General features: G+C 64.3%; 13 protein-coding genes and 1 tRNA gene. 2 read left to right on the forward strand and 12 right to left on the reverse strand.

The genetic code is table 11. From position 1 onward, the window contains the following. Window positions 1-48 precede the first annotated feature (48 nt). Window positions 49-963, forward strand: a complete 915-nt coding sequence (locus tag IB243_RS20695; protein WP_192429063.1) for an NAD(P)-dependent oxidoreductase — start codon at window positions 49-51, stop codon at window positions 961-963. A gap of 256 nt (window positions 964-1219) precedes the next feature. Here IB243_RS20695 and IB243_RS20700 read toward each other — a convergent pair whose 3' ends face one another. The 3 genes from IB243_RS20700 to IB243_RS20710 form a co-directional block, all read right to left on the reverse strand. After that, window positions 1220-1888, reverse strand: a complete 669-nt coding sequence (locus tag IB243_RS20700; RefSeq protein ID WP_192429065.1) for a BON domain-containing protein — start codon at window positions 1886-1888, stop codon at window positions 1220-1222. Then, complete coding sequence (locus tag IB243_RS20705; RefSeq protein ID WP_010463055.1) at window positions 1885-2487, reverse strand: SIS domain-containing protein; 603 nt, start codon at window positions 2485-2487, stop codon at window positions 1885-1887. Before IB243_RS20705 ends, IB243_RS20700 begins: the two co-directional genes overlap by 4 nt. A 100-nt stretch (window positions 2488-2587) precedes the next feature. Further along, window positions 2588-2998, reverse strand: a complete 411-nt coding sequence (locus IB243_RS20710) for a YraN family protein (RefSeq protein WP_010463057.1) — start codon at window positions 2996-2998, stop codon at window positions 2588-2590. Between IB243_RS20710 and rsmI the strand changes: the two genes are divergently transcribed. Next, window positions 2998-3960 (forward strand): 16S rRNA (cytidine(1402)-2'-O)-methyltransferase, encoded by a 963-nt coding sequence (gene rsmI / locus IB243_RS20715; protein ID WP_192429067.1) that lies wholly within the window; start codon window positions 2998-3000, stop codon window positions 3958-3960. The genes IB243_RS20710 and rsmI overlap by 1 nt on opposite strands. 137 nt (window positions 3961-4097) lie before the next feature. Here the strand turns inward: rsmI and IB243_RS20720 are convergent, their stop codons facing one another. The 9 genes from IB243_RS20720 to rpoC form a co-directional block, all read right to left on the reverse strand. Continuing rightward, window positions 4098-5354, reverse strand: a complete 1257-nt coding sequence (locus IB243_RS20720; protein WP_010463060.1) for an Hsp70 family protein — start codon at window positions 5352-5354, stop codon at window positions 4098-4100. A gap of 474 nt (window positions 5355-5828) precedes the next feature. Then, window positions 5829-7706 (reverse strand): choice-of-anchor U domain-containing protein, encoded by a 1878-nt coding sequence (locus IB243_RS20725; RefSeq protein WP_370540370.1) that lies wholly within the window; start codon window positions 7704-7706, stop codon window positions 5829-5831. 1038 nt (window positions 7707-8744) lie between these two features. Beyond that, window positions 8745-8820, reverse strand: a tRNA-Phe gene (locus IB243_RS20730). 65 nt (window positions 8821-8885) lie between these two features. After that, entirely contained in the window at window positions 8886-9569 is a 684-nt protein-coding gene (locus IB243_RS20735; RefSeq protein WP_010467253.1) for a response regulator, read from the reverse strand. A 39-nt stretch (window positions 9570-9608) separates the two neighbouring features. Then, on the reverse strand, window positions 9609-11906 hold the full coding sequence (locus IB243_RS20740) for an ATP-binding protein (protein WP_057229603.1): 2298 nt from the start codon (window positions 11904-11906) through the stop codon (window positions 9609-9611). After that, the gene (locus IB243_RS20745; protein WP_192429071.1) at window positions 11903-12457 is read right to left on the reverse strand and encodes a DUF4390 domain-containing protein; all 555 of its coding nucleotides are present in this window, start codon (window positions 12455-12457) and stop codon (window positions 11903-11905) included. The genes IB243_RS20740 and IB243_RS20745 overlap by 4 nt, the downstream gene beginning before the upstream one ends. Window positions 12458-12518: 61 nt before the next feature. After that, entirely contained in the window at window positions 12519-13946 is a 1428-nt protein-coding gene (rsmB, locus tag IB243_RS20750) for a 16S rRNA (cytosine(967)-C(5))-methyltransferase RsmB (RefSeq protein ID WP_225585119.1), read from the reverse strand. A 55-nt stretch (window positions 13947-14001) separates the two neighbouring features. Beyond that, window positions 14002-14586: a LemA family protein gene (locus IB243_RS20755; RefSeq protein ID WP_192429073.1), complete on the reverse strand. Its 585-nt coding sequence runs from the start codon at window positions 14584-14586 to the stop codon at window positions 14002-14004. A gap of 149 nt (window positions 14587-14735) precedes the next feature. Beyond that, window positions 14736-18971: a DNA-directed RNA polymerase subunit beta' gene (gene rpoC / locus IB243_RS20760; RefSeq protein ID WP_010467244.1), complete on the reverse strand. Its 4236-nt coding sequence runs from the start codon at window positions 18969-18971 to the stop codon at window positions 14736-14738. Window positions 18972-18991 lie beyond the last annotated feature (20 nt).

Here is an 18991-nt window from a genome sequence, read left to right on the forward strand (position 1 = left end):
TTTCAAACGCCGCCGACATGGTGGCCTTTTCTTACAAGAACCATTTCCATGCCAAGCACCAACCCCCGAAACTACGACGCCACCCCTTCCCGCAAAGTCGCCTTCCTGGGCCTGGGAGTGATGGGCTACCCGATGGCCGGCCACCTCGCGCTGGCGGGGCATGAGGTTACGGTGTACAACCGTACAGCTACCAAATCGATAGCTTGGTGCGCAGAGTACGCAAGCGCCAAGGCGCCAAAACATGCAGCAACACCGCGCGAGGCAGCTGCGGGTGCAGACATCGTGTTCTGCTGCGTGGGCAATGACGATGACCTGCGCTCGGTCACGCTGGGCGCCGACGGCGCGTTTGCGGGTATGAAGCCGAGCGCGATCTTCGTGGACCACACCACCGCGTCGGCCGAGGTGGCACGCGAGCTGCACGCAGCTGCCAAGGCCCTGGGCCTGCAGTTTGTGGATGCGCCCGTGTCGGGCGGGCAAGCCGGTGCGCAGAACGGTCTGCTCACCGTGATGTGTGGTGGCGATGCGGCAGCCTTCGAGGCCGCCCAGCCGGTGGCCATGGCGTTCTCGCGCGCCTTCACGCTGCTGGGCGAAAGCGGCGCGGGCCAGCTGGCCAAGATGGTCAACCAGATCTGTATTGCCGGACTGGTGCAGGCCCTGTCCGAGGCGGTGGCGTTTGGCCAGAACGCGGGCCTGGACATGAAACAAGTCCTCGACGTGATCGGCAAGGGCGCAGCCCAGAGCTGGCAGATGGACAACCGTGGCAAGACCATGGTGGACGACAAGTTCGACTTTGGCTTTGCCGTGGACTGGATGCGCAAGGACCTGGGCCTGGTGCTCGACGAAGCCAAGCGCAACGGCTCACGCGTGCCCGTGACGGCACTGGTGGACCAGTTCTACGCCGATGTGCAGAAGATGGGCGGCAACCGCTGGGATACGTCTAGCCTTGTCAAAAGGCTGAAGTAGGCTCCCTGGCCGGTTCCCCTGAGTTGCCTGCGGCGCCTTGGCGACACGCGCCAGAGGCGCGGCCTCTTCGGCCTGTCCAAGCCTGCGCAGGCAGGCCTGGAGCCGCAGGCCTCAGCCCAAGTGGGGCATGCAGCGCCAGTTCTTCGCCGCCGCGCTCGGTGTGAGCCGCCCACAAAAAATCCCGGCCGCTTGGTGCGCGCCGGGATTTTTTGTTCAGCGGTTGTGCAGGCTATCGAGCCTGACCGACCGACTGCTTTCAGCCGCCGGGCGATGCGCTGTTGTCCGTGGTCACTGGCGCGGGCTGCGGTGCGATGCGGCGCAGCTCTTCTTCCGAGACGATCTCGAACACGCGCACGACCTTGCTCACGCCGCTCACGCCCCGGGCGATCTCGGTGGCTCGGTTGGCCTCGCGCTGCGATACGCGGCCCATCAGGTAGACGATGTTGCGCTCGGTCACCACCTTGAAGGAGTTGGCCGAGATGTCCTGGGCGTCCACCAGGCTGGCGCGCACCTTGCCCGTGATGAAGGTGTCGTTGGAGCGCTGGCTCAGGCTGCTGGCGGGCAACACGGCCAGGTCATTGACCACCGCGCGCGCGTTCTCCACCTGCGACACGATCTGCTCGACAGTCTGGCGGTCCTGGGCGCTGGGCACCTCGCCCGTCAACAGGGTCTGGCGGTTGTAGCTGGTCACGTTGACATGGGCGCGGTCGCCCAGGGTTTCGCGGATGCGGTTGGCGGCACGCAGCTCGATGCCTTCGTCTTCGATTTGCGTGCCGGTCGTGCGGCGGTCCACGGCCATCACGCCGCCCACCACCGCGCCTCCGACGATCAACGGCGCGCAGGCCGAGAGGCCCGCCGCCAGGGCGGCAGCGGCCAGCACGGTGCACACCGTGCGCTGGGTACGGTTCATGGTTGTTTGCTTCATAGCGGAATCTCCTGTTCACCAAGTAACTGGGCGTCCACGCCGTCGCTCAGGCAATGCAGCACCAGGGCATGGACTTCTCGCACGCGTGCGGCGCGGTCGTGGGGCACGCTGATCAACACATCGGTCTCGCGCAACATGGCGGCCAACTTGCCGCCCGTGCGGCCAGCCAGCACCACCACGGTCATGTCGCGCTCGTGGGCGGCTTCGGCGGCGGCCAGCAGGTTGGCGTCGTTGCCGGTGACCGACAGGGCCAGCAGCACGTCCCCCGCCTGGCCCAGCGCCCGCACCTGGCGGGCAAACTGCTGCGCGGCATCATGGCTGCCGCCCGCCGCAGCGGTGAGCAAGGTGCTGTCGGATGTGAGGGCCAGGGCTGCCAGCTCGGGCCGCTCACGCTCGAAACCGGCCACACAGAACGCGGCGAACTGCTGCGCCTCGGCGGCCGAGGGGCCATTGCCGCAGGCCATCACCTTGCCCCCGCTGGTCACACAGGCCAGGACGGCCTGCACGGCGGCGGCGATGGGATGGCTCAGAACCTGCGCGGCCTGGTACTTCAGGTCGGCGCTGTCGATGAAATGCTGTTGGATGCGTTGCTCAAGCATGAGGGCCCGATGATACCCGCCGCGTGTTACAGCTTTTGTAGCAAACCGTAGTCACCGGCATTGCGCTGGCGCCCAAAATGGCCATGGGGAACGGACGCACCTACTGCGCATCAAAGGCCGCCTTGAGCCACTGCGTCGATGCCTCGACCAGCACCACGTCAAAGCGGCAGGGCGGCGGGGAAGGCATGCGCAGCAGGTAGTGCCGGGCTGCAAAAATGATGCGCTGCTGCTTCGTGGCACTGATGCTGGCCCCAGCGCCCCCAAAGGCACTGCCTGCACGGCTGCGCACTTCGACAAACACCAGCGTGCCGTCCCGTTCGCGCATCACCAGGTCGATCTCACCACCACCACGCCCGGGCGTCCGATAATTGCGCACCACCAGTTGCAGGCCGGCTGCCTGCAGATGGGCCAGGGCTTGGTCCTCCGCCACATTGCCGCGTTCACGCGTGGTGGTGGTTTTGGCAGCCAGACCGGGTGCCCCCGCCGGTTTTCTCTTTCCAAGGAATTTCATTGAGCGCATCTTTCGCTTCAGCCCAGGGCGCCGCGCGCGAAGCGGCGGCTGCGCAGCATTATCCCGAGGGCGCCCTGTACGTGGTGGCCACGCCCATCGGCAACCTGGCCGACATCACCTTGCGCGCGCTGCATGTGCTGCAGATGGCCGACACCGTGGCCTGCGAGGACACGCGCCATACACAATCCATGCTGCGCGCCTACGGCATCGACAAAGGTGCCGCGCAGTTGCTGGCCGTGCACCAGCACAACGAGACCGAGGCTGCCCAGAACGTGGTGCAGCGGCTGCAGCAGGGGCAGCGCGTGGTGTATGTGAGCGACGCAGGCACGCCTGGCGTGAGCGACCCCGGTGCCCGGCTGGTGGCCGCCGTGCAGGCGGCCGGCCTGCGTGCCGTGCCCCTGCCCGGCGCCAGCAGCATCACCACGGCGCTGAGCGTGGCGGGCGCCGTGGCCCGCAGCACCGAACATGGCGGCTTCGTGTTTGCGGGCTTTCTGCCCGTCAAGAATGCCGAACGCGCCACGGTGATTGCGCAGCAGCTGGCCCACGAGCCGCGCTGCGTGGTGCTGCTCGAAGCCCCCCACCGCATCAACGAACTGGCCCAGGCCCTGGCGGTGCTGGGCGATCGCCCGGTAACCCTGGCGCGGGAATTGACCAAACAGTTCGAGGAAGTGACCACACGACCCGCCCATGAGCTGACGGCGTGGCTCGACGGCGCCCCCCAGCGCTCGCGCGGCGAGTTTGTGGTGCTGCTGCACCCGGTGGCGGTGGCCAGCGACGATGGCGCCAGCCTGCGCGTGTTGCGCCTGCTGGTGCAGGAGCTGCCACTGAAAACCGCCGTGCGCCTGGCCGCCGAGATCACGGGTGCATCGCGCAACGTGCTGTACGACACGGCACTGGCGTGGAAGCGCAGCGGTGCGGACGATGAAGACGATGAAGACGAAGCAGGCGACGCCGGAGACTGACGAAGCCTCGGATTTGAGGCAAAAATGGCACCTAGCGCTTGATAGGAAAGCGCAAGCAGCTATATTTTCAATAGCAAACCTACTCGCTACGGCGAACTCCCCCCATCGACCGTGGCGCCGCTGCGCCTCTTCCAGATCTATCGCCCCGACACTGCCAATCCTGCCGCCACCCCGCCGAACAGATCGCCTTCTACCTGCGGGGTAGCGGGAAACGCGGCCTTGAGCGCCTGGCGCAGCGGCCGCAGGGCCGACGAGCCCCCGGTGAGATAGATTGCATCAAGCCCCTGCAAACCCAGGCCCGCCAGCTGCACGCATTCGTGCGCGCAGGCCACCACCTGTTCGAGGGGTTGCAACAGGAACTGCGCCAGTCCCTCCGGCGTCACGGCGGCGCCAAGTCCAGCCTCGATCCAGTCCAGTGGCATGGGCGCTTCGGCATCGGCCAGCGAGGCCGCAATCTTGGCCTGCTCCACCGTGTTGGCCATGCGGTGCCCCAGGCGCTCATGCAGCACCCGCATGAGCCGCGCGTGCAGCCGTGCGTCTGAATAGTCCGTGCGCAGGTTCTGCGCATCGCGCAGCGCGCGCGGCGAGTACAACCACTGGATCAGGTGCCAGGTGGACAAATCAAAGAACACCCGGCTAGGCACCTCGCGCCCCGTGGGCCCGGTATGCCGAAATCCCAGCAAGGGCATCAACAGGTCCAGACTCAGCCGCCGGTCAAAGTCGGTGCCACCCACGTGCACGCCGGTGGTGGCCAGCACGTCGCTGCCGCGCTCAGCGCGCGCCATGCGCTCAGGCCCGAGCCGCACCACCGTGAAGTCCGACGTCCCGCCCCCAATGTCCACCACCAGCACCAGCGACTCGTGCGCGATGCGCTGCTCGTAGTCCAGCGCTGCGGCAATCGGCTCCAGCTGGAACGACACCTCGGCAAACCCCGCGTCCAGTGCCGCCTGGCGCAACGCATCCTCCGCCTGCTGGTCCCGGTCGGCATCCCCGTCCACGAAATGCACCGGGCGCCCCATCACCACCCGGGCGGGCATGCCGCCCAGCTCATCGCGCGCCTTTTGCACCAGCATGCGCAAGAAGAGGCTGATGATGTCCTGGTAGCTCACCATCTTGTTGTGCACCGCCGTCTTGTCCTGGAGCAGCGCACTGCCGAGCAGGCTCTTGAGCGATCGCATCAGTCGCCCCTCGGTGCCCGCCAGGTACTGCCCCACGGCATCCCGGCCAAAGTGCGTGCGATGGTCCTCGGCATTAAAAAACAACGCGGTGGGCAGTGTGTGCGCACTCCCTTCCAGCGAAATCATCCGCGCCAACCCCGCCCCCTGGCGCACGGCCATCGCGGAGTTGGAAGTGCCAAAGTCGATACCGAGGGTGGTGTCCTTCAAAAGGGGCATGGGTCAAATGTCGAAACGATGGGGAAGGGTCTGCACGCACAGGCGACTGCCTGGGTGGGGTGGGCACAAACATCGAATGCGGCGCCGCGGGAAAACCCGTTTCGAGCAACCGGGGCGCTGGAGAGGCGCCCTGTAAAAAGCACACCAAGGCACAACCCAGCGCCGCATTCAGAATGGAAAAAGCCCTTGATTGGCAAAAATCAAGGGCTTTTATTGGGTGGCGGGGGCTCTACCAAAGAACGCCTAGAACCCGCACAAACGCTGAAAACGACGACTTTGAAAACAAGCCAGTGGTCCCCAGAGCTGCCTCCAAAAAACTGCTTCAATGATAACCAACTGTGAGAGCCCTCACCGCATCGGATGCCATGAACGAGGCCCCAGGGCAGGTTCTGGGGCTCACAGTGAAAAGCCCCGGCAGTGATGCCGGGGCTTTTGCATGCGCGCAGCCAGCATTGCCCGGCCGCTGCGAGGGCGCTATCTTCCGAAGCGCTTCGCCCTGCGGCCCCAGCCCGTCAAGGCAGCGAGCAACAAGGCTGTGAGTGAAAGCCCGGCGGGAGAAAGCGTGGGCACCGCGACAGGGTTTCCGGCAAGCACCGCAGCGCCAAACGGGTCCAGGATGACACCGCTGGCGCTGTCACTGTCGCCCACCCCGTTGTCGGTGATGGAGTAAGTCACCGTCCTACGATCAGGGCTGAGCGTGACCCCGGGGTATTCAAACCATGTGGCTGCAGCTGCGGGAGTTGCAGGACCATGCTTCCAGAACTCCGTTTGCGGCGCAAGAGGGTTCGGGTAGGTGATGGCGACCTGAAGCGTGCTTCCATTCACGCAGCCGCTGGCCCGAAACCGGAATACGCCATACGGAAAAGAAAGCTGTGGCGGTGCGCCTGCGGGGGGTGTCGTCGCGTAGGTGTCCACCCCAATCAGGGTGCAGGTAGCCCCACCGCCCCCGACCACTACGTTGATGGTGCCCCCACCCCCCGGCGTAGGCCCACTGTACTGCCGAGTCCCAGGCGTCACAGGCGCAGAGGCCACCGACAAGGGCCCTGGGCCATTGGGGTGCTGCGCCTGCACCGTGAAGGTGTAGGGGGTGCCATTCGCCAGCCCCGGCACCGTGCAAACCGTCAAAGGCGCCGTGGCGGTGCAACCCGCACTGGCGGGGCTGGAGGTAACGGTGTAACCGTCCGGCGGATTGCCACGGGTGTCGACGGGCGGCGCCCAGCTCACGGTCGCCTGCCCATCGCCTGGTGTGCCCATGGGTGTACCCACAGGGTCGGTAAACCGGACCAGCCGTGCCACGGAGGGCACGCCATCCACGACCAACCGCGCCATGTACAACCCGGCCGGCAAAGTGCCCAGGGCGGGCGATGTGAAGCTGTTGGCGGTATGGCTGACCGGGAACCACGTATGGATCGCTCCGTTCTCTGCGCGCTGCAACTGGAGCTGGGGCGTGCTTGTGCCCGTAGCGCCCTTGAAATCGGTGCCCGTGAAGGTCAGCGCAGCACCGGCGCGCTGCAGCAGCAGCGGTAGCGCGTCCAGCACCGGCACAGGCCCCGGGGGCACGGCCGGTGTGTAACGTTCGACCGTGCTGTGGAAGGTCAGGGTGGGATTGCTGTTGTATCCACCCGCCAGCAGCACGTCGCCGTTGGGCAACAGGTTGGCCGTGCCATTCTCCCTACCCGTCGCCATCGACCCAGCGGCCGCCCACGTGCCCGATGCGGGGTCATAGAGCTCTGCGGCAGGCTGCGTGTTTCTCGTACCATCCGAGCCACCAGCCATCAACACCCGGCCTGAGGCAAGCACCGTGGCATGGGCCAGCGGCGAACCCATTGCACCATTGCGGGCAAAGCTCAGGGCACCAGTGACGGTCCAGGTGTTGGACAACGGGTCGTAGATTTCTGCATGCGTGGTGACGCCACCCGCCGTGAATCCCCCTGCCAGAAGCGCCCTGCCATCCGGAAGCAGGGTCAGGCTGGCATAGTGGCGCGGCACCAGCGGGGGAGCCACCACCGTCCAAGTGCCAGTGGCAGGGTCATAAATTTCAGCCACCGGCACTTCGCCGGCGACGTTATTGAACCCTGAAGCCACCAGAACGCGGCCGTCGCGCAGCAGCACAGCCCCGTGTCCACGGCGCACCACCGACATGCTGCCTGTCGCCGTCCAGCTGCGGGTCTGCGGGTCGTACAGTTCTGCTGTGGCGAGGTTAGTGCCCCCCGCCACCAGGACCTTGCCGTTGGCCAGCAGCGTCATCGACGGCAGGCTGCGAGATACAGTCTGCGTCCCCCCGGGAGCCCAGGTGTTGGCCACAGGGTCGTACAGCCGTGCGCTCAGGCTGCCGTCCGATCGGACAAGCACATGGCCGGTCCCCAGCGTGACCGCCTCCGTCACATTGCCCTGAATCCCATGGAGCCCCAGAGAGGTCCAAGCCCCCCCCCGGCATAGCGCTCGCTGCCTCCGACGAATCCATTCCGATTGACGCCACCAAAAACAGCGACCGAACCATCGTCCATCAAAGCGCCTGCATGCTGCGCTCTGGGGGCGGCCATGGATGCATCGACATTCCAGCCCACGGCAGCGCCGGCGTTGATCTGCCAAAGGAGGGCTGCGAGACCAAGGCTCGCCGGACGGACCAGCCGATACGCGGGAGTTGGAGCTGGCGCGCGTATGGCGGCGAAGGGGAGGCGGACTGGGGCTGCGCGGTTCGTCGGTTTCGTCATGGTCTTGCGATGTGGAGATTGAACAGGGGACGCCAAACGGCCGAACGTGTACAAAGTCCAAACCCCGCCCTACCCTTGAAAGCCGGGAAAGACTATCTGAGTCGTGTCCATTTGTATGTCCCCCATTTGGGCGACATGGGGTCCTGGGAAGACAACACCCAGGGCCGCCCTGCCCGGCGGCTTCGCGACGCTCAAAACCCGTCCGATCCCGTTACACACAACTCCCCGAAACCTGTTCGGCAAGCCACGCCTGGCTTTGCGCTGCCCGGGGGTCGGCAGGGTCTGCGAAACCGCACCATGGGGAAGGCAAACGAGGCGGGCGTCCACTGCGCGCCGACAGCCTCTGCCGATGCCGAGCCTGGCTGTATGCGTGGCCGCATCGGCCAGACAGGGAGACGCTCAATGCAAAAACCCTTGAATCCTTTAGGGATCAAGGGCTTATGTACTGGATGCCGCGAAGAACGCGGTGAATTGCGGTGTCTGCCAGAGGCATTGGGGCAACTTTTGAGGACAGCTGTCCCGAATTGAGCCGTTGCCCCCAAAGTTGCCCCCACAAGTGGCTGGCTTGGCATGGACACCATGAACACCTGCGGACAAGAAAAAAGCCCTAAGCAGTTGATTTACTTAGGGCTTTTTGCATCTGCTAGACGCCTGTGAACGTCTGCGGATTGTTGAATGGTGGCCTGGGGCGGAATCGAACCACCGACACAAGGATTTTCAATCCTCTGCTCTACCGACTGAGCTACCGGGCCTGAGCCTCAAATTATAACCAGAAAAAACCGCCGTTTTGACGAGCTTGGCAAGAATTTATCGCGGGCTAGCCGCGTTTACCCCGCCCCAGATCGACACCCAACTGGCGCAGCTTGCGATACAGGTGGGTGCGTTCCAGGCCCGTTTTTTCAGCGACACGCGTCATGGAGCCACCCTCTCGGGCCAGGTGGAATTCAAAATAGGCCTTCTCAAAGCCATCCCGCGCTTCGCGCAGAGGGCGGTCCAGGTCGAAACCCTGGTGCGCGTGGGGCCCGGCGTCCACGCTGGCCATGATGGCCGACACGGCGGGCAGTTGTGAAAAAGTGGGATCGGCCGGGGCATGGACTGGAACCTGGGCCGCGGCCACCGGGGCAGCTTGGTGAGCCGCGTTGCGTGCCAGCCCTTGCTCCACGGCCTTGAGCAGCTTTTGCAGAGTGATGGGTTTTTCAAGAAACGAGAAGGCGCCGATCCGGGTCGCCTCTACGGCGGTGTCGATGGTGGCGTGGCCGCTCATCATGATGACGGGCATGGTCAGCACGCCAGCCGTCGCCCATTCTTTTAGCAACGAGACTCCATCAGTGTCCGGCATCCAGATGTCGAGGAGCACGAGGTCGTAGGTGTTGCCTGCCCGCGCCGTGCGCGCCTGTGTGGCGTTTTCTGCCAGGTCTACGCTGTGACCTTCGTCGTTCAGGATTTCCGACAGCAGATCACGAATGCCGAGCTCATCGTCGACCACCAGAATGTTTGCCATGTGTGTTGAAGCGCCTTGGGATGCTGCGGGGCGGTGTTGTTATGACGCCACCGCTGGTTCAGGGGCGAATGATAACGACACTTGGGCCCCGTGCACCACGCCATCTTCGGTGCGATTGGACAAGTCGATGCGCGCACCATGCTCATCGGCAATCTTTTTGACCACCGCCAAGCCCAGGCCGGTGCCCCGGGGCTTGGTGGTGACGTAGGGTTCGAAGGCCCGCTGCAGGATGTGCGCCGGAAAGCCACCGCCACTGTCGGATACCGTGAGCCGCACGCGGCGCGAGGACTCACTCCAGCGGGTGGTGATGCGTACCGGGGGCACGGGCTCAGAGGTTCCAGCGCGCGCCTGCTCGGTGGAGTCCTGCGCGTTTTGGAGCAGGTTGTGCACGACTTGGCGCAGCTGCTGCGCATCCCCGGCGATACAAGGGCAGCGCGGGTCCAGCTCGGCTTCTACGCGGACGGCTGCGTTCTCTTCTCCATACAGATGGAGCACATCGGACACCAGGGCATTGAGGTCCAGCGCATGGAGTTCTGCGGCAGGCAGGCGTGCGTAGTCGCGGAATTCGTTGACCAGCCGTTTCATGGCATCGACCTGGTCCACGATGGTCTTGACGGACTTGGCGAGGATGGCCTGCTCGGGGCCGGACAGCTTGCCGGAGAGCTTCATTTCCAGCCGCTCGGCAGACAGCTGGATGGGGGTGAGTGGGTTCTTGATTTCGTGCGCCAGACGCCGCGCCACCTCCCCCCAGGCCTGCGCGCGCTGGGCAGAAACAATTTCCGAAATGTCGTCAAAAACCAACAGTCTGGCCGAGTCGGGCAATTCTGCGCCCCGCGCCACCAGGCTGGTTGCGTGCTGCCCCACCCCACCAGAAGACGCATGCAGCTCAAACGGCTGCTGCCAGTGGTCCAGCCCGTGGCGCTCATGGTCGCCCAGGAAAGCGTCGAAATGCCCCTGTACCGACGACGCAAACTCGGCGAGCCCAGGCACCTCGGACAGCGGACGCCCTTCATAGGCCGCCATTGGCGCGCGCAGGATTCGGGTGGCGCCGGGGTTGGACGAACGGATCAGGCCCTGGGCATCCAGCACGATGACCCCCGCCGTGAGGTTGTCCAGAATGGTCTGCAGGTTGGCGCGCGAGGCATCGACCTCGCCCATGCTCTGCTCCACGGCCTGCCGCGCATCGGACAGTTGCTGGGTCATCAGCGCGAAGGAGCGCGTCAGGCCGCCCAGCTCGTCTTTACCCTGCAGCGCAGCCTTGGGGCTGAGGTTGCCTGCCGCCACCTCGCGCACCCCCTCGGCGAGCACAAGCAGCGGGCGGGCCAGCTGGTTGCCCAGCAGCACCGCCAGCAGCACGGCGCCAAAGACCGCCAGGAACAGGCTCAGCGTGAGCGTGCCCACGTACATGCGCCGCAGACCGCCACGGGCCAGAGCGCGCTCCTGGTATTCGCGGTTGGCCTCCTGCACTGCAATAGCGTTGGCCACAAGCGCAGGCGGCAGGGGCAGCGTAGCCTGCAGGTACCGCGGCTCCACCAGCAACCCCACGCTGGGGCTGCTAACCAGCGCGATCACCTTCACACGCGCATTCTGTGCTGCGGCGGGGTCCGAAATGTCATCCAGACCCTCGATCTGCGCGGTGGCGCGCTGCTGCCGCACGGTGCGCAGCAGCGGTACGCCGGGCCGATCGGGGTTCAGGCTGAAGCGCGACTGGCCTGCACTGGCCACCGCCTGGCCGGCCGCGTTCCAGAGCACCACATCGGAGGCTCCCAGCTGATCGCGGATGCGCTCCAGTACCAGCCCAGCCGCCGCATCGGGCACCTGGGCCACCTGGGCGCTGGCATTGCGCGTCTTGGCGGCCATGTCGGCGGCCAGCGAATCCAGCGAAACACGGGCCAGGTTCACCCCCGCGGACAAAGCCCCCTCCACTTTCACATCGAACCAGCTCTCAATGGACCGCGTGACAAACTGGTAGGACACCACATAGATCAGCAGCCCCGGCATCAGCCCCACCAGCGCAAATATCGCAGCGAGCTTGACCAGCAGCCGGCTGCCGAAGCGCCCTTTCCGCAGGCGCATGGCCAGGCGCACTGCCACCCATACCAGTACCGCCAGCAGCAGCAGTGCCACCAGCACATTCACGCCAAAGAGCCAGGCGTAGTTGCGCTCGTACAGCGCGCGGTTGTTGGTGGCCAGGGTGAGGAGGAACAGCAGCACCATCCCGATCGCCGACATGATGGCCGCCCCGACCCCCACCGCCCAGCGCACAGCGCGCGACTGGCGGGCTGCGGCATGGGCCGATGCCGAGGCTTCGGGTTTGGATGAGCCCGTGGGGGTCACTTCACAGGCTCCGCAGCCAGGCGCTGGCTGCGGGAGACCAGCAGATTCCAGCCCGAACGCCCGACGGCACCAATCTGGAACGGTCGGGGCAGCTGGGACATGTCGAGCCTGAACCGGAAATTGACGGTGTGAAGGGCATCGGCCTCAATCACGTCGTTTTCAGCGATCTTCCAGCGCGAAATTCTTTGAATGGCAGACAACGCATCGGCATAGTCGTCAAAATTTTGCCCCAGCACCACACCCAGGCCGCTGTTGGTAAAGGGCACTGGAGAGATATTCAGACGCCACCGGCGCGTTAGAGGTTGATAACTTAGGCGCAGATAGCGGGTGGTTTCAGCCACTTGGCGGTCAGACCAATACCAGCGGTCACGCAGCACCTGCGCTTCGGCGACAAAGAACATGGGGATGCCCTTGTACAGGGCGTCCTCAGCGAGCTCAGGCAATACAAACTGCAGCGTGGCGCTGAGGTAGACGCCATCTTCGGCCCGATCCAGACGAAGTTCGCCCACCTCGGGGGACACCGGCTGCCCCGCGATGGCCTGCTGCACCATTGCGGCCCATCCCATCAACAGAAAGAGTACGCATATCGCCACCCACTGAGTCCAACGGGACTCATTGAGGCGATTTTTGCAACAGTGCGTAAAAAAATCCGTCGTGGTCACCCGGTTGATTGTCCGGGACAGCCCCGGGCTTGTCCCCGTTGCCGGGAATTAAATGGCCCGGCGATGGCAGCAATTGCGCATCGGTGTTGTGTGCAAGAAACGTTTGTACTTGGGCGTCACCTTCGGCACGGAACACGGAACAGGTGCAGTACAGCAACCGCCCACCCGGGCGCAACAGTGGCCACAGTGTCTTCAGCAGCCGGGCCTGCAATGTGGCGAGCTGTGCAATATCGCTTTCGCGGCGCAGCCACCGCACATCGGGATGGCGGCGCACGATGCCGGAGGCCGTGCAAGGCGCATCCAACAAGATGGCATCAAACAGAGCGCCACCGCAATGCTGCTGCCACCAGTCTTGCGGGCGCGCTGCATCGGCCACCACCACCTGGGCGCGCAGCCCGAGGCGCTGCAGGGTTTCGCCAATGCGGGCACTGCGGGTGGAATCGATCTCCAGCGCAATGACCTGCATCAGCGCATCGGCCCCGGCCAGCTCCAGCAGGTGCGCGGTTTTGCCCCCGGGGGCCGCGCAGGCGTCGAGCACCCGCAAAGGCTGGGTGAGATCAAGGCCTTGAAGCAGCAAAGGCGCAGCCATCTGGGCCGCAGCGTCCTGCACCGAAACCCAGCCCTGGTCAAACCCCGGCAGCGATTGCACCGGCACGGGATGCCCCAGCACAAGGCCTGCGTCACCAGACCGCTCCGCTTCCAAATTAATAGCTGCTAGCGCTTTCTGGTAAAGCGCTGGGCTGCTTTTTTGTACATTTACACGCAGCGTCATCGGTGCGTGGGCGTTGTTGGCCTGCAGGATCTGCTCCCAATGCCCAGGATGGTCCTTGCGCAACCGCTCAATCCACCACACAGGATGGTTCCAGCGGGCCAGCGGATCACCATCGGTACGGGCGACCAGCGCATCACGTTCGCGCAGAAAGCGGCGAAGGCAACCGTTGAGGAACGAAGACTGCGCACGGGTGGACGCACTGCGCTTGGCCGCCTCTACCGTCTGATTCACCAACGTGAACGGCTCATACGGGGACTCATCGGGGTTCCAGCACAGCGCAAGCGCCGTACACAGCAAGGCATCCGCCGCCGGCGGGGGGGTGCGTGCGACCATTTGACGGCGCAACGCCTCGGCGCGCCCTGCCTGGCGCAGCACCTGGAACAACAGGGACTGCACGCCAGGGCGCAGGCCTGCCTCCACGGCCGCCAGTGCGGCCGTCCCCGACTGACCGCCACGAACGGCCTGCAAAGCGCCAGCCACAGCCTCCAGCTGCTGCCACAGAGCTACCGGCTGGCTGGCCGCCGCCCCCGCGCGGTGGGTGTCGTCGCCGGGGCTGGCGAGAGGGCGGGCACGCCGTGGCCCGTTGGTGGCGCCTGCGGAGGACATAGGGCGTACACGTGGTGGTACAGATGGAGGGTTCATTGTGGTCCTGGCAACCTTTCTACAGCCTGCGGGCGGCCTTGAATCCAAACACCCAGGCCAGCAAATTGGCTGGAAACTGGGCAATGGCTGCGTTGTAGTGCAACACCGCGTCGTTGAAAACACGGGTGGCCTGGTCATTCTGCTGGACATGCTCGTCCCACCGCATTTGCCACAGCAACGCGGGCCGGGGCAACAAGTCTGCGGCATCGGCCAGCGCAGGCATCTGCGCGTTGTTGTCCCCTGGCAAATTGGGTACAGCCTTTTGCCAGGAGGCATGCAGCACTTCCCGTGCGGCCACCAAGGCCGCCACAGCCTCTGATTGCAGCGGACGGGCGCGCGCCATGGCAAGCGATGCGCTCAACTGGGTGGTGGCGCCTTGCAGGGCAGCCATTTCCGGTGCCATAACACCCGCTGGCGGAGGCTGCTGCACAGCATGCGCTGCACCAAACTCCCCCAGCAACGCCAGCAACCGCACCATGTGCGCGTCAAAACTGCCAAAAGCCTGCACAACGGCCGAACGCAGCCGCATCAGGCGGTTGTAGGCACCCAAGGCCCAAAAGACGGCAATGGCGAAAACAATCCAGAAAAGAGGCGATGACCACATGCACTGTTGCCGTCTTCACGTGCACCACGTGTTCCGGCCCGAAAAGGGAATGAGAGAAAAAGACAAAAAAGATCGAAGCGCGTGCTCCAGAAAAAAGCTCCCGGCCTGCCAAGGACAGGACGGGAGCTTTTCAGGGGCAGCCCGAGGGCTTAGTCAGCGGCTGCGTCGGTCGCCGTGGAGATGCTGCCTTCGACTTCCGGTGCATCTGCCTGGGCTTCCATCTCGGCTGCTTCGGCGTCGGCGATGGCACGGCGCTCGGCGTCGTCCATGGCGTCCTTGGCCTTGCGAGCCTGGTGGTAGGCCATGCCGGTACCGGCAGGGATCAGGCGGCCCACGATGACGTTCTCCTTCAGACCACGCAGCTCGTCGCGCTTGCCCATGATGGCAGCCTCGGTGAGCACGCGGGTGGTTTCCTGGAAGGAAGCCGCCGAGATGAACGAGTCGGTCGACAGCGATGCCTTCGTGATACCCAGCAGCAGGTTGCTGTAGGTCGCAGGGATCTTGCCTTCGGACTGCAGCGCATCGTTGGTGTTGAGAATCTCGGAACGCTCGACCTGCTCACCACCGATGTAGTTCGACTCGCCGACGTTCTCGACCACGACGCGGCGCAGCATCTGGCGAACGATCACCTCGATGTGCTTGTCGTTGATCTTCACGCCCTGCAAGCGGTACACGTCCTGCACTTCATCCACGATGTAGCGCGACAGCTCTTCGATACCCAGCAGGCGCAGGATGTCTTGTGGGTCGGCCGGGCCGTCCACAATCGATTCGCCCTTGTTCACCACCTGGCCTTCGTGCACCAGGATGTTCTTTTCCTTCGGCACGAGTTCTTCGAACACGTGGCCTTCGGGATCGGTGATCTGCAGGCGGACCTTGCCCTTGGTTTCCTTGCCGAACGACACGGTACCGGTCATCTCGGCCAGCGTGCCCTTGTCCTTCGGAGTACGGGCTTCGAACAGCTCGGCCACGCGGGGCAGACCGCCGGTAATGTCGCGGGTCTTCTGACCTTCGACCGGGATACGGGCCAGCACTTCGCCAGGGCCCACGTCCTGGCCATCGCGCACCTGGATCAGCGCGCCGACCTGGAAGCCGATGGTCACCGAGTGGTCGGTACCAGGGATCTTCACTTCGTTGCCTTGGGCATCGATCAGCTTCACCTGTGGACGAACGACCTTGGCAGCGCCGCGGCGCTTCGGATCGATCACCACCAGCGTGGACAGGCCGGTCACTTCGTCGACCTGCTTGGCCACCGTGAGACCTTCTTCGACATTCTCGAACTTGGTCTGGCCGGCGAACTCGGTGATGATGGGGCGCGTCAGCGGGTCCCAGTTGGCGAGGATCGTGCCAGCCTTGATGGTCTGGTCGGCCTTCACCGTCAGCGTCGCGCCGTAAGGCACCTTGTGGCGTTCGCGCTCGCGGCCATGCTCGTCGTGAATGATGATTTCACCCGAACGCGCAATCACCACCAGCTCGCCCTTGGTGTTGCTCACGTAGCGCATCGTGGCGTTGAAGCCGATCACGCCGTTGGACTTGGCTTCCACACTCGAGGCGATGGCGGCACGCGAAGCGGCACCACCGATGTGGAACGTACGCATGGTCAGCTGCGTGCCGGGTTCACCGATGGACTGGGCAGCGATCACACCCACGGCTTCGCCGAGGTTGATCAGGCCGCCACGGCCCAAGTCGCGTCCGTAGCACTTGGCGCACAGGCCGTAGCGGGTTTCGCAGGTCAGTGCGGTACGCACCTTCACCTCGTCCACCCCAGCGGTTTCGAGCCCTTCGATGATGTCTTCGTCGAGCATGACGCCCGCCTGGACCAGCACCGAGCGGTTCTCTGGATGCAGCACGTCTTCAGCCGCCGTGCGGCCCAAGATACGGTCGCGCAGCGATTCGATCACTTCACCGCCTTCGACGATGGCGCGCATCAGCGAACCATTGGCGGTGCCGCAATCCTCTTCGGTCACAACCAGATCCTGCGTCACGTCCACCAGACGGCGGGTCAGGTAACCCGAGTTGGCGGTCTTCAGCGCCGTATCGGCCAGACCCTTACGGGCACCGTGGGTGGAGATGAAGTATTCCAGCACGTTCAGACCTTCGCGGAAGTTCGCGGTGATAGGCGTTTCAATAATCGAGCCGTCAGGCTTGGCCATCAGACCCCGCATACCGGCCACCTGGCGGATCTGCGCAGCAGAACCCCGGGCACCCGAGTCGGCCATCATGTAGATGGAGTTGAAGGACTCCTGGTCCACTTCCTTGCCGTGACGGTCCATGACCTTCTGCTTGGAGAGCTGGGCCATCATCACCTTGGACACTTCGTCGCCGGCCTTGCCCCAGATGTCCACCACCTTGTTGTAGCGCTCGCCAGAGGTGACCAGACCGGACACGTATTGCTGTTCGATCTCCTTCACTTCCTTCTCGGAGCGTTCGATGATGCCGGCCTTTTGTGGAGGCACGAGCATGTCGTCGATGGCGATCGAGATACCGGCGCGCGTGGCCAGACGGAAGCCGTTTTGCAGCAGCTTGTCGGCAAACACGACCGTTTCCTTCAGACCGCACTTGCGGAAGGACACGTTGATCAGGCGCGAGATTTCCTTCTTCTTGAGCGCCTTGTTCATGTTGGAGAACGGCAGGCCTTTGGGAAGAATTTCGGACAGCAGCGCACGGCCAGCGGTGGTTTCCACGAGCGAGGTGGATGGAACGAATTCGCCCGTTTCCTTGTTCTTGGTCCACTCGGTCATGCGCACCGTGATCTTGGCGGCGAGTTCGACTTCGCCGGCGTCCAGAGCACGCTGCACTTCACCGGTATCGGCAAACACCAGGCCTTCGCCCTTGCCGTTGATACGGTCACGGGTGGCGTAGTACAGGCCCAGCACCACGTCCTGCGAAGGAACGATGGAGGGCTCGCCCGATGCGGGGAACAGCACGTTGTTGGAGGCCAGCATCAGCGTGCGGGCTTCCATCTGCGCTTCCACCGACAGCGGGACGTGAACAGCCATCTGGTCACCGTCGAAGTCGGCGTTGAAGGCCGCGCAGACGAGTGGGTGCAGCTGGATGGCCTTGCCTTCGATCAGGATGGGCTCGAAGGCCTGGATACCCAAACGGTGCAGCGTAGGCGCACGGTTGAGCATCACGGGGTGTTCCTTGATGACCTCTTCCAGGATGTCCCACACCACCGGCGTGCCGGATTCGACTTCCTTCTTGGCAGCCTTGATCGTCGTCGCGATGCCCATGGCTTCCAGGCGCGAGAAGATGAAGGGCTTGAACAGCTCCAGGGCCATCAGCTTGGGCAGGCCGCACTGGTGCAGCTTGAGCGTTGGGCCCACGGTGATCACGGAACGGCCCGAGTAGTCCACCCGCTTGCCCAGCAAGTTCTGGCGGAAACGGCCCGACTTGCCCTTGATCATGTCGGCCAGCGACTTCAGCGCGCGCTTGTTGGCGCCCGTCATGGCCTTGCCACGGCGGCCGTTGTCCAGCAGCGAGTCGACGGCTTCCTGCAGCATCCGCTTTTCGTTGCGGGCGATGATTTCAGGGGCCTTCAGCTCCAGCAGGCGGCGCAGACGCGAGTTGCGGTTGATGACGCGGCGGTACAAATCGTTCAGGTCGGACGTGGCGAAGCGGCCGCCATCGAGCGGCACCAGCGGACGCAGGTCCGGTGGCAGCACGGGCAGCACTTCGAGCACCATCCACTCGGGCTTGATGCCCGATTTCTTGAAGGCTTCCAACACCTTCAGGCGCTTGGCGTTCTTCTTGACCTTGACTTCAGAGCCGGTCAGGTCGCCGCGCAGGCGTTCGATCGACAGGTCGATGTCGATGGATTCCAGCAGGTCCTTGATGCCTTCGGCGCCCATCTTGGCGATGAATTCGTCGCCGTATTCCTTGCGCTTGGCGTCGTAGTCGTCCTCGGACATGATGCTGAACTTCTTCAGCGGGGTCATGCCGGGGTCGGTCACCACGTAGGCTTCAAAGTACAGCACGCGTTCGATGTCGCGCAGCGTCATGTCCAGCACCAGGCCCAGACGCGATGGCAGCGACTTCAGGAACCAGATGTGAGCGCAAGGCGCGGCCAGGTCGATGTGACCCATGCGTTCGCGGCGCACCTTGGTCTGCGTGACTTCAACGCCGCATTTCTCGCAGATCACGCCGCGGTGCTTCAAACGCTTGTACTTGCCGCACAGGCATTCGTAGTCCTTGATGGGGCCGAAGATCTTGGCGCAGAACAGACCATCGCGCTCGGGCTTGAACGTGCGGTAGTTGATGGTTTCGGGCTTCTTCACTTCGCCGAAAGACCACGAACGGATCTTTTCGGGCGAAGCCATGCCGATGCGGATGGCATCGAAGTGCTCATCCGGCGTGAATTGCTTGAACAGGTCGAGTAGCGATTTCATAGTGACTCTTTCCTTTTCTG

Source organism: Acidovorax sp. ACV01, assembly GCF_014851495.1.
In the GTDB taxonomy this organism is placed as follows: Bacteria; Pseudomonadota; Gammaproteobacteria; order Burkholderiales; family Burkholderiaceae_C; genus Acidovorax; species Acidovorax radicis.

Coding starts and splice junctions, on each gene's coding strand:
- IB243_RS20755 (WP_192429073.1), bottom strand. CDS start 14,586: ATGTGGTCATCGCCTCTTTTCTGGATTGTTTTCGCCATTGCCGTCTTT.
- IB243_RS20705 (WP_010463055.1), bottom strand. CDS start 2,487: ATGCTTGAGCAACGCATCCAACAGCATTTCATCGACAGCGCCGACCTG.
- IB243_RS20720 (WP_010463060.1), bottom strand. CDS start 5,354: ATGCCCCTTTTGAAGGACACCACCCTCGGTATCGACTTTGGCACTTCC.
- IB243_RS20735 (WP_010467253.1), bottom strand. CDS start 9,569: ATGGCAAACATTCTGGTGGTCGACGATGAGCTCGGCATTCGTGATCTG.
- rsmB (WP_225585119.1), bottom strand. CDS start 13,946: ATGTCCTCCGCAGGCGCCACCAACGGGCCACGGCGTGCCCGCCCTCTC.
- IB243_RS20710 (WP_010463057.1), bottom strand. CDS start 2,998: ATGAAATTCCTTGGAAAGAGAAAACCGGCGGGGGCACCCGGTCTGGCT.
- IB243_RS20700 (WP_192429065.1), bottom strand. CDS start 1,888: ATGAAGCAAACAACCATGAACCGTACCCAGCGCACGGTGTGCACCGTG.
- rpoC (WP_010467244.1), bottom strand. CDS start 18,971: ATGAAATCGCTACTCGACCTGTTCAAGCAATTCACGCCGGATGAGCAC.
- IB243_RS20695 (WP_192429063.1), top strand. CDS start 49: ATGCCAAGCACCAACCCCCGAAACTACGACGCCACCCCTTCCCGCAAA.
- IB243_RS20745 (WP_192429071.1), bottom strand. CDS start 12,457: ATGGTGCAGCAGGCCATCGCGGGGCAGCCGGTGTCCCCCGAGGTGGGC.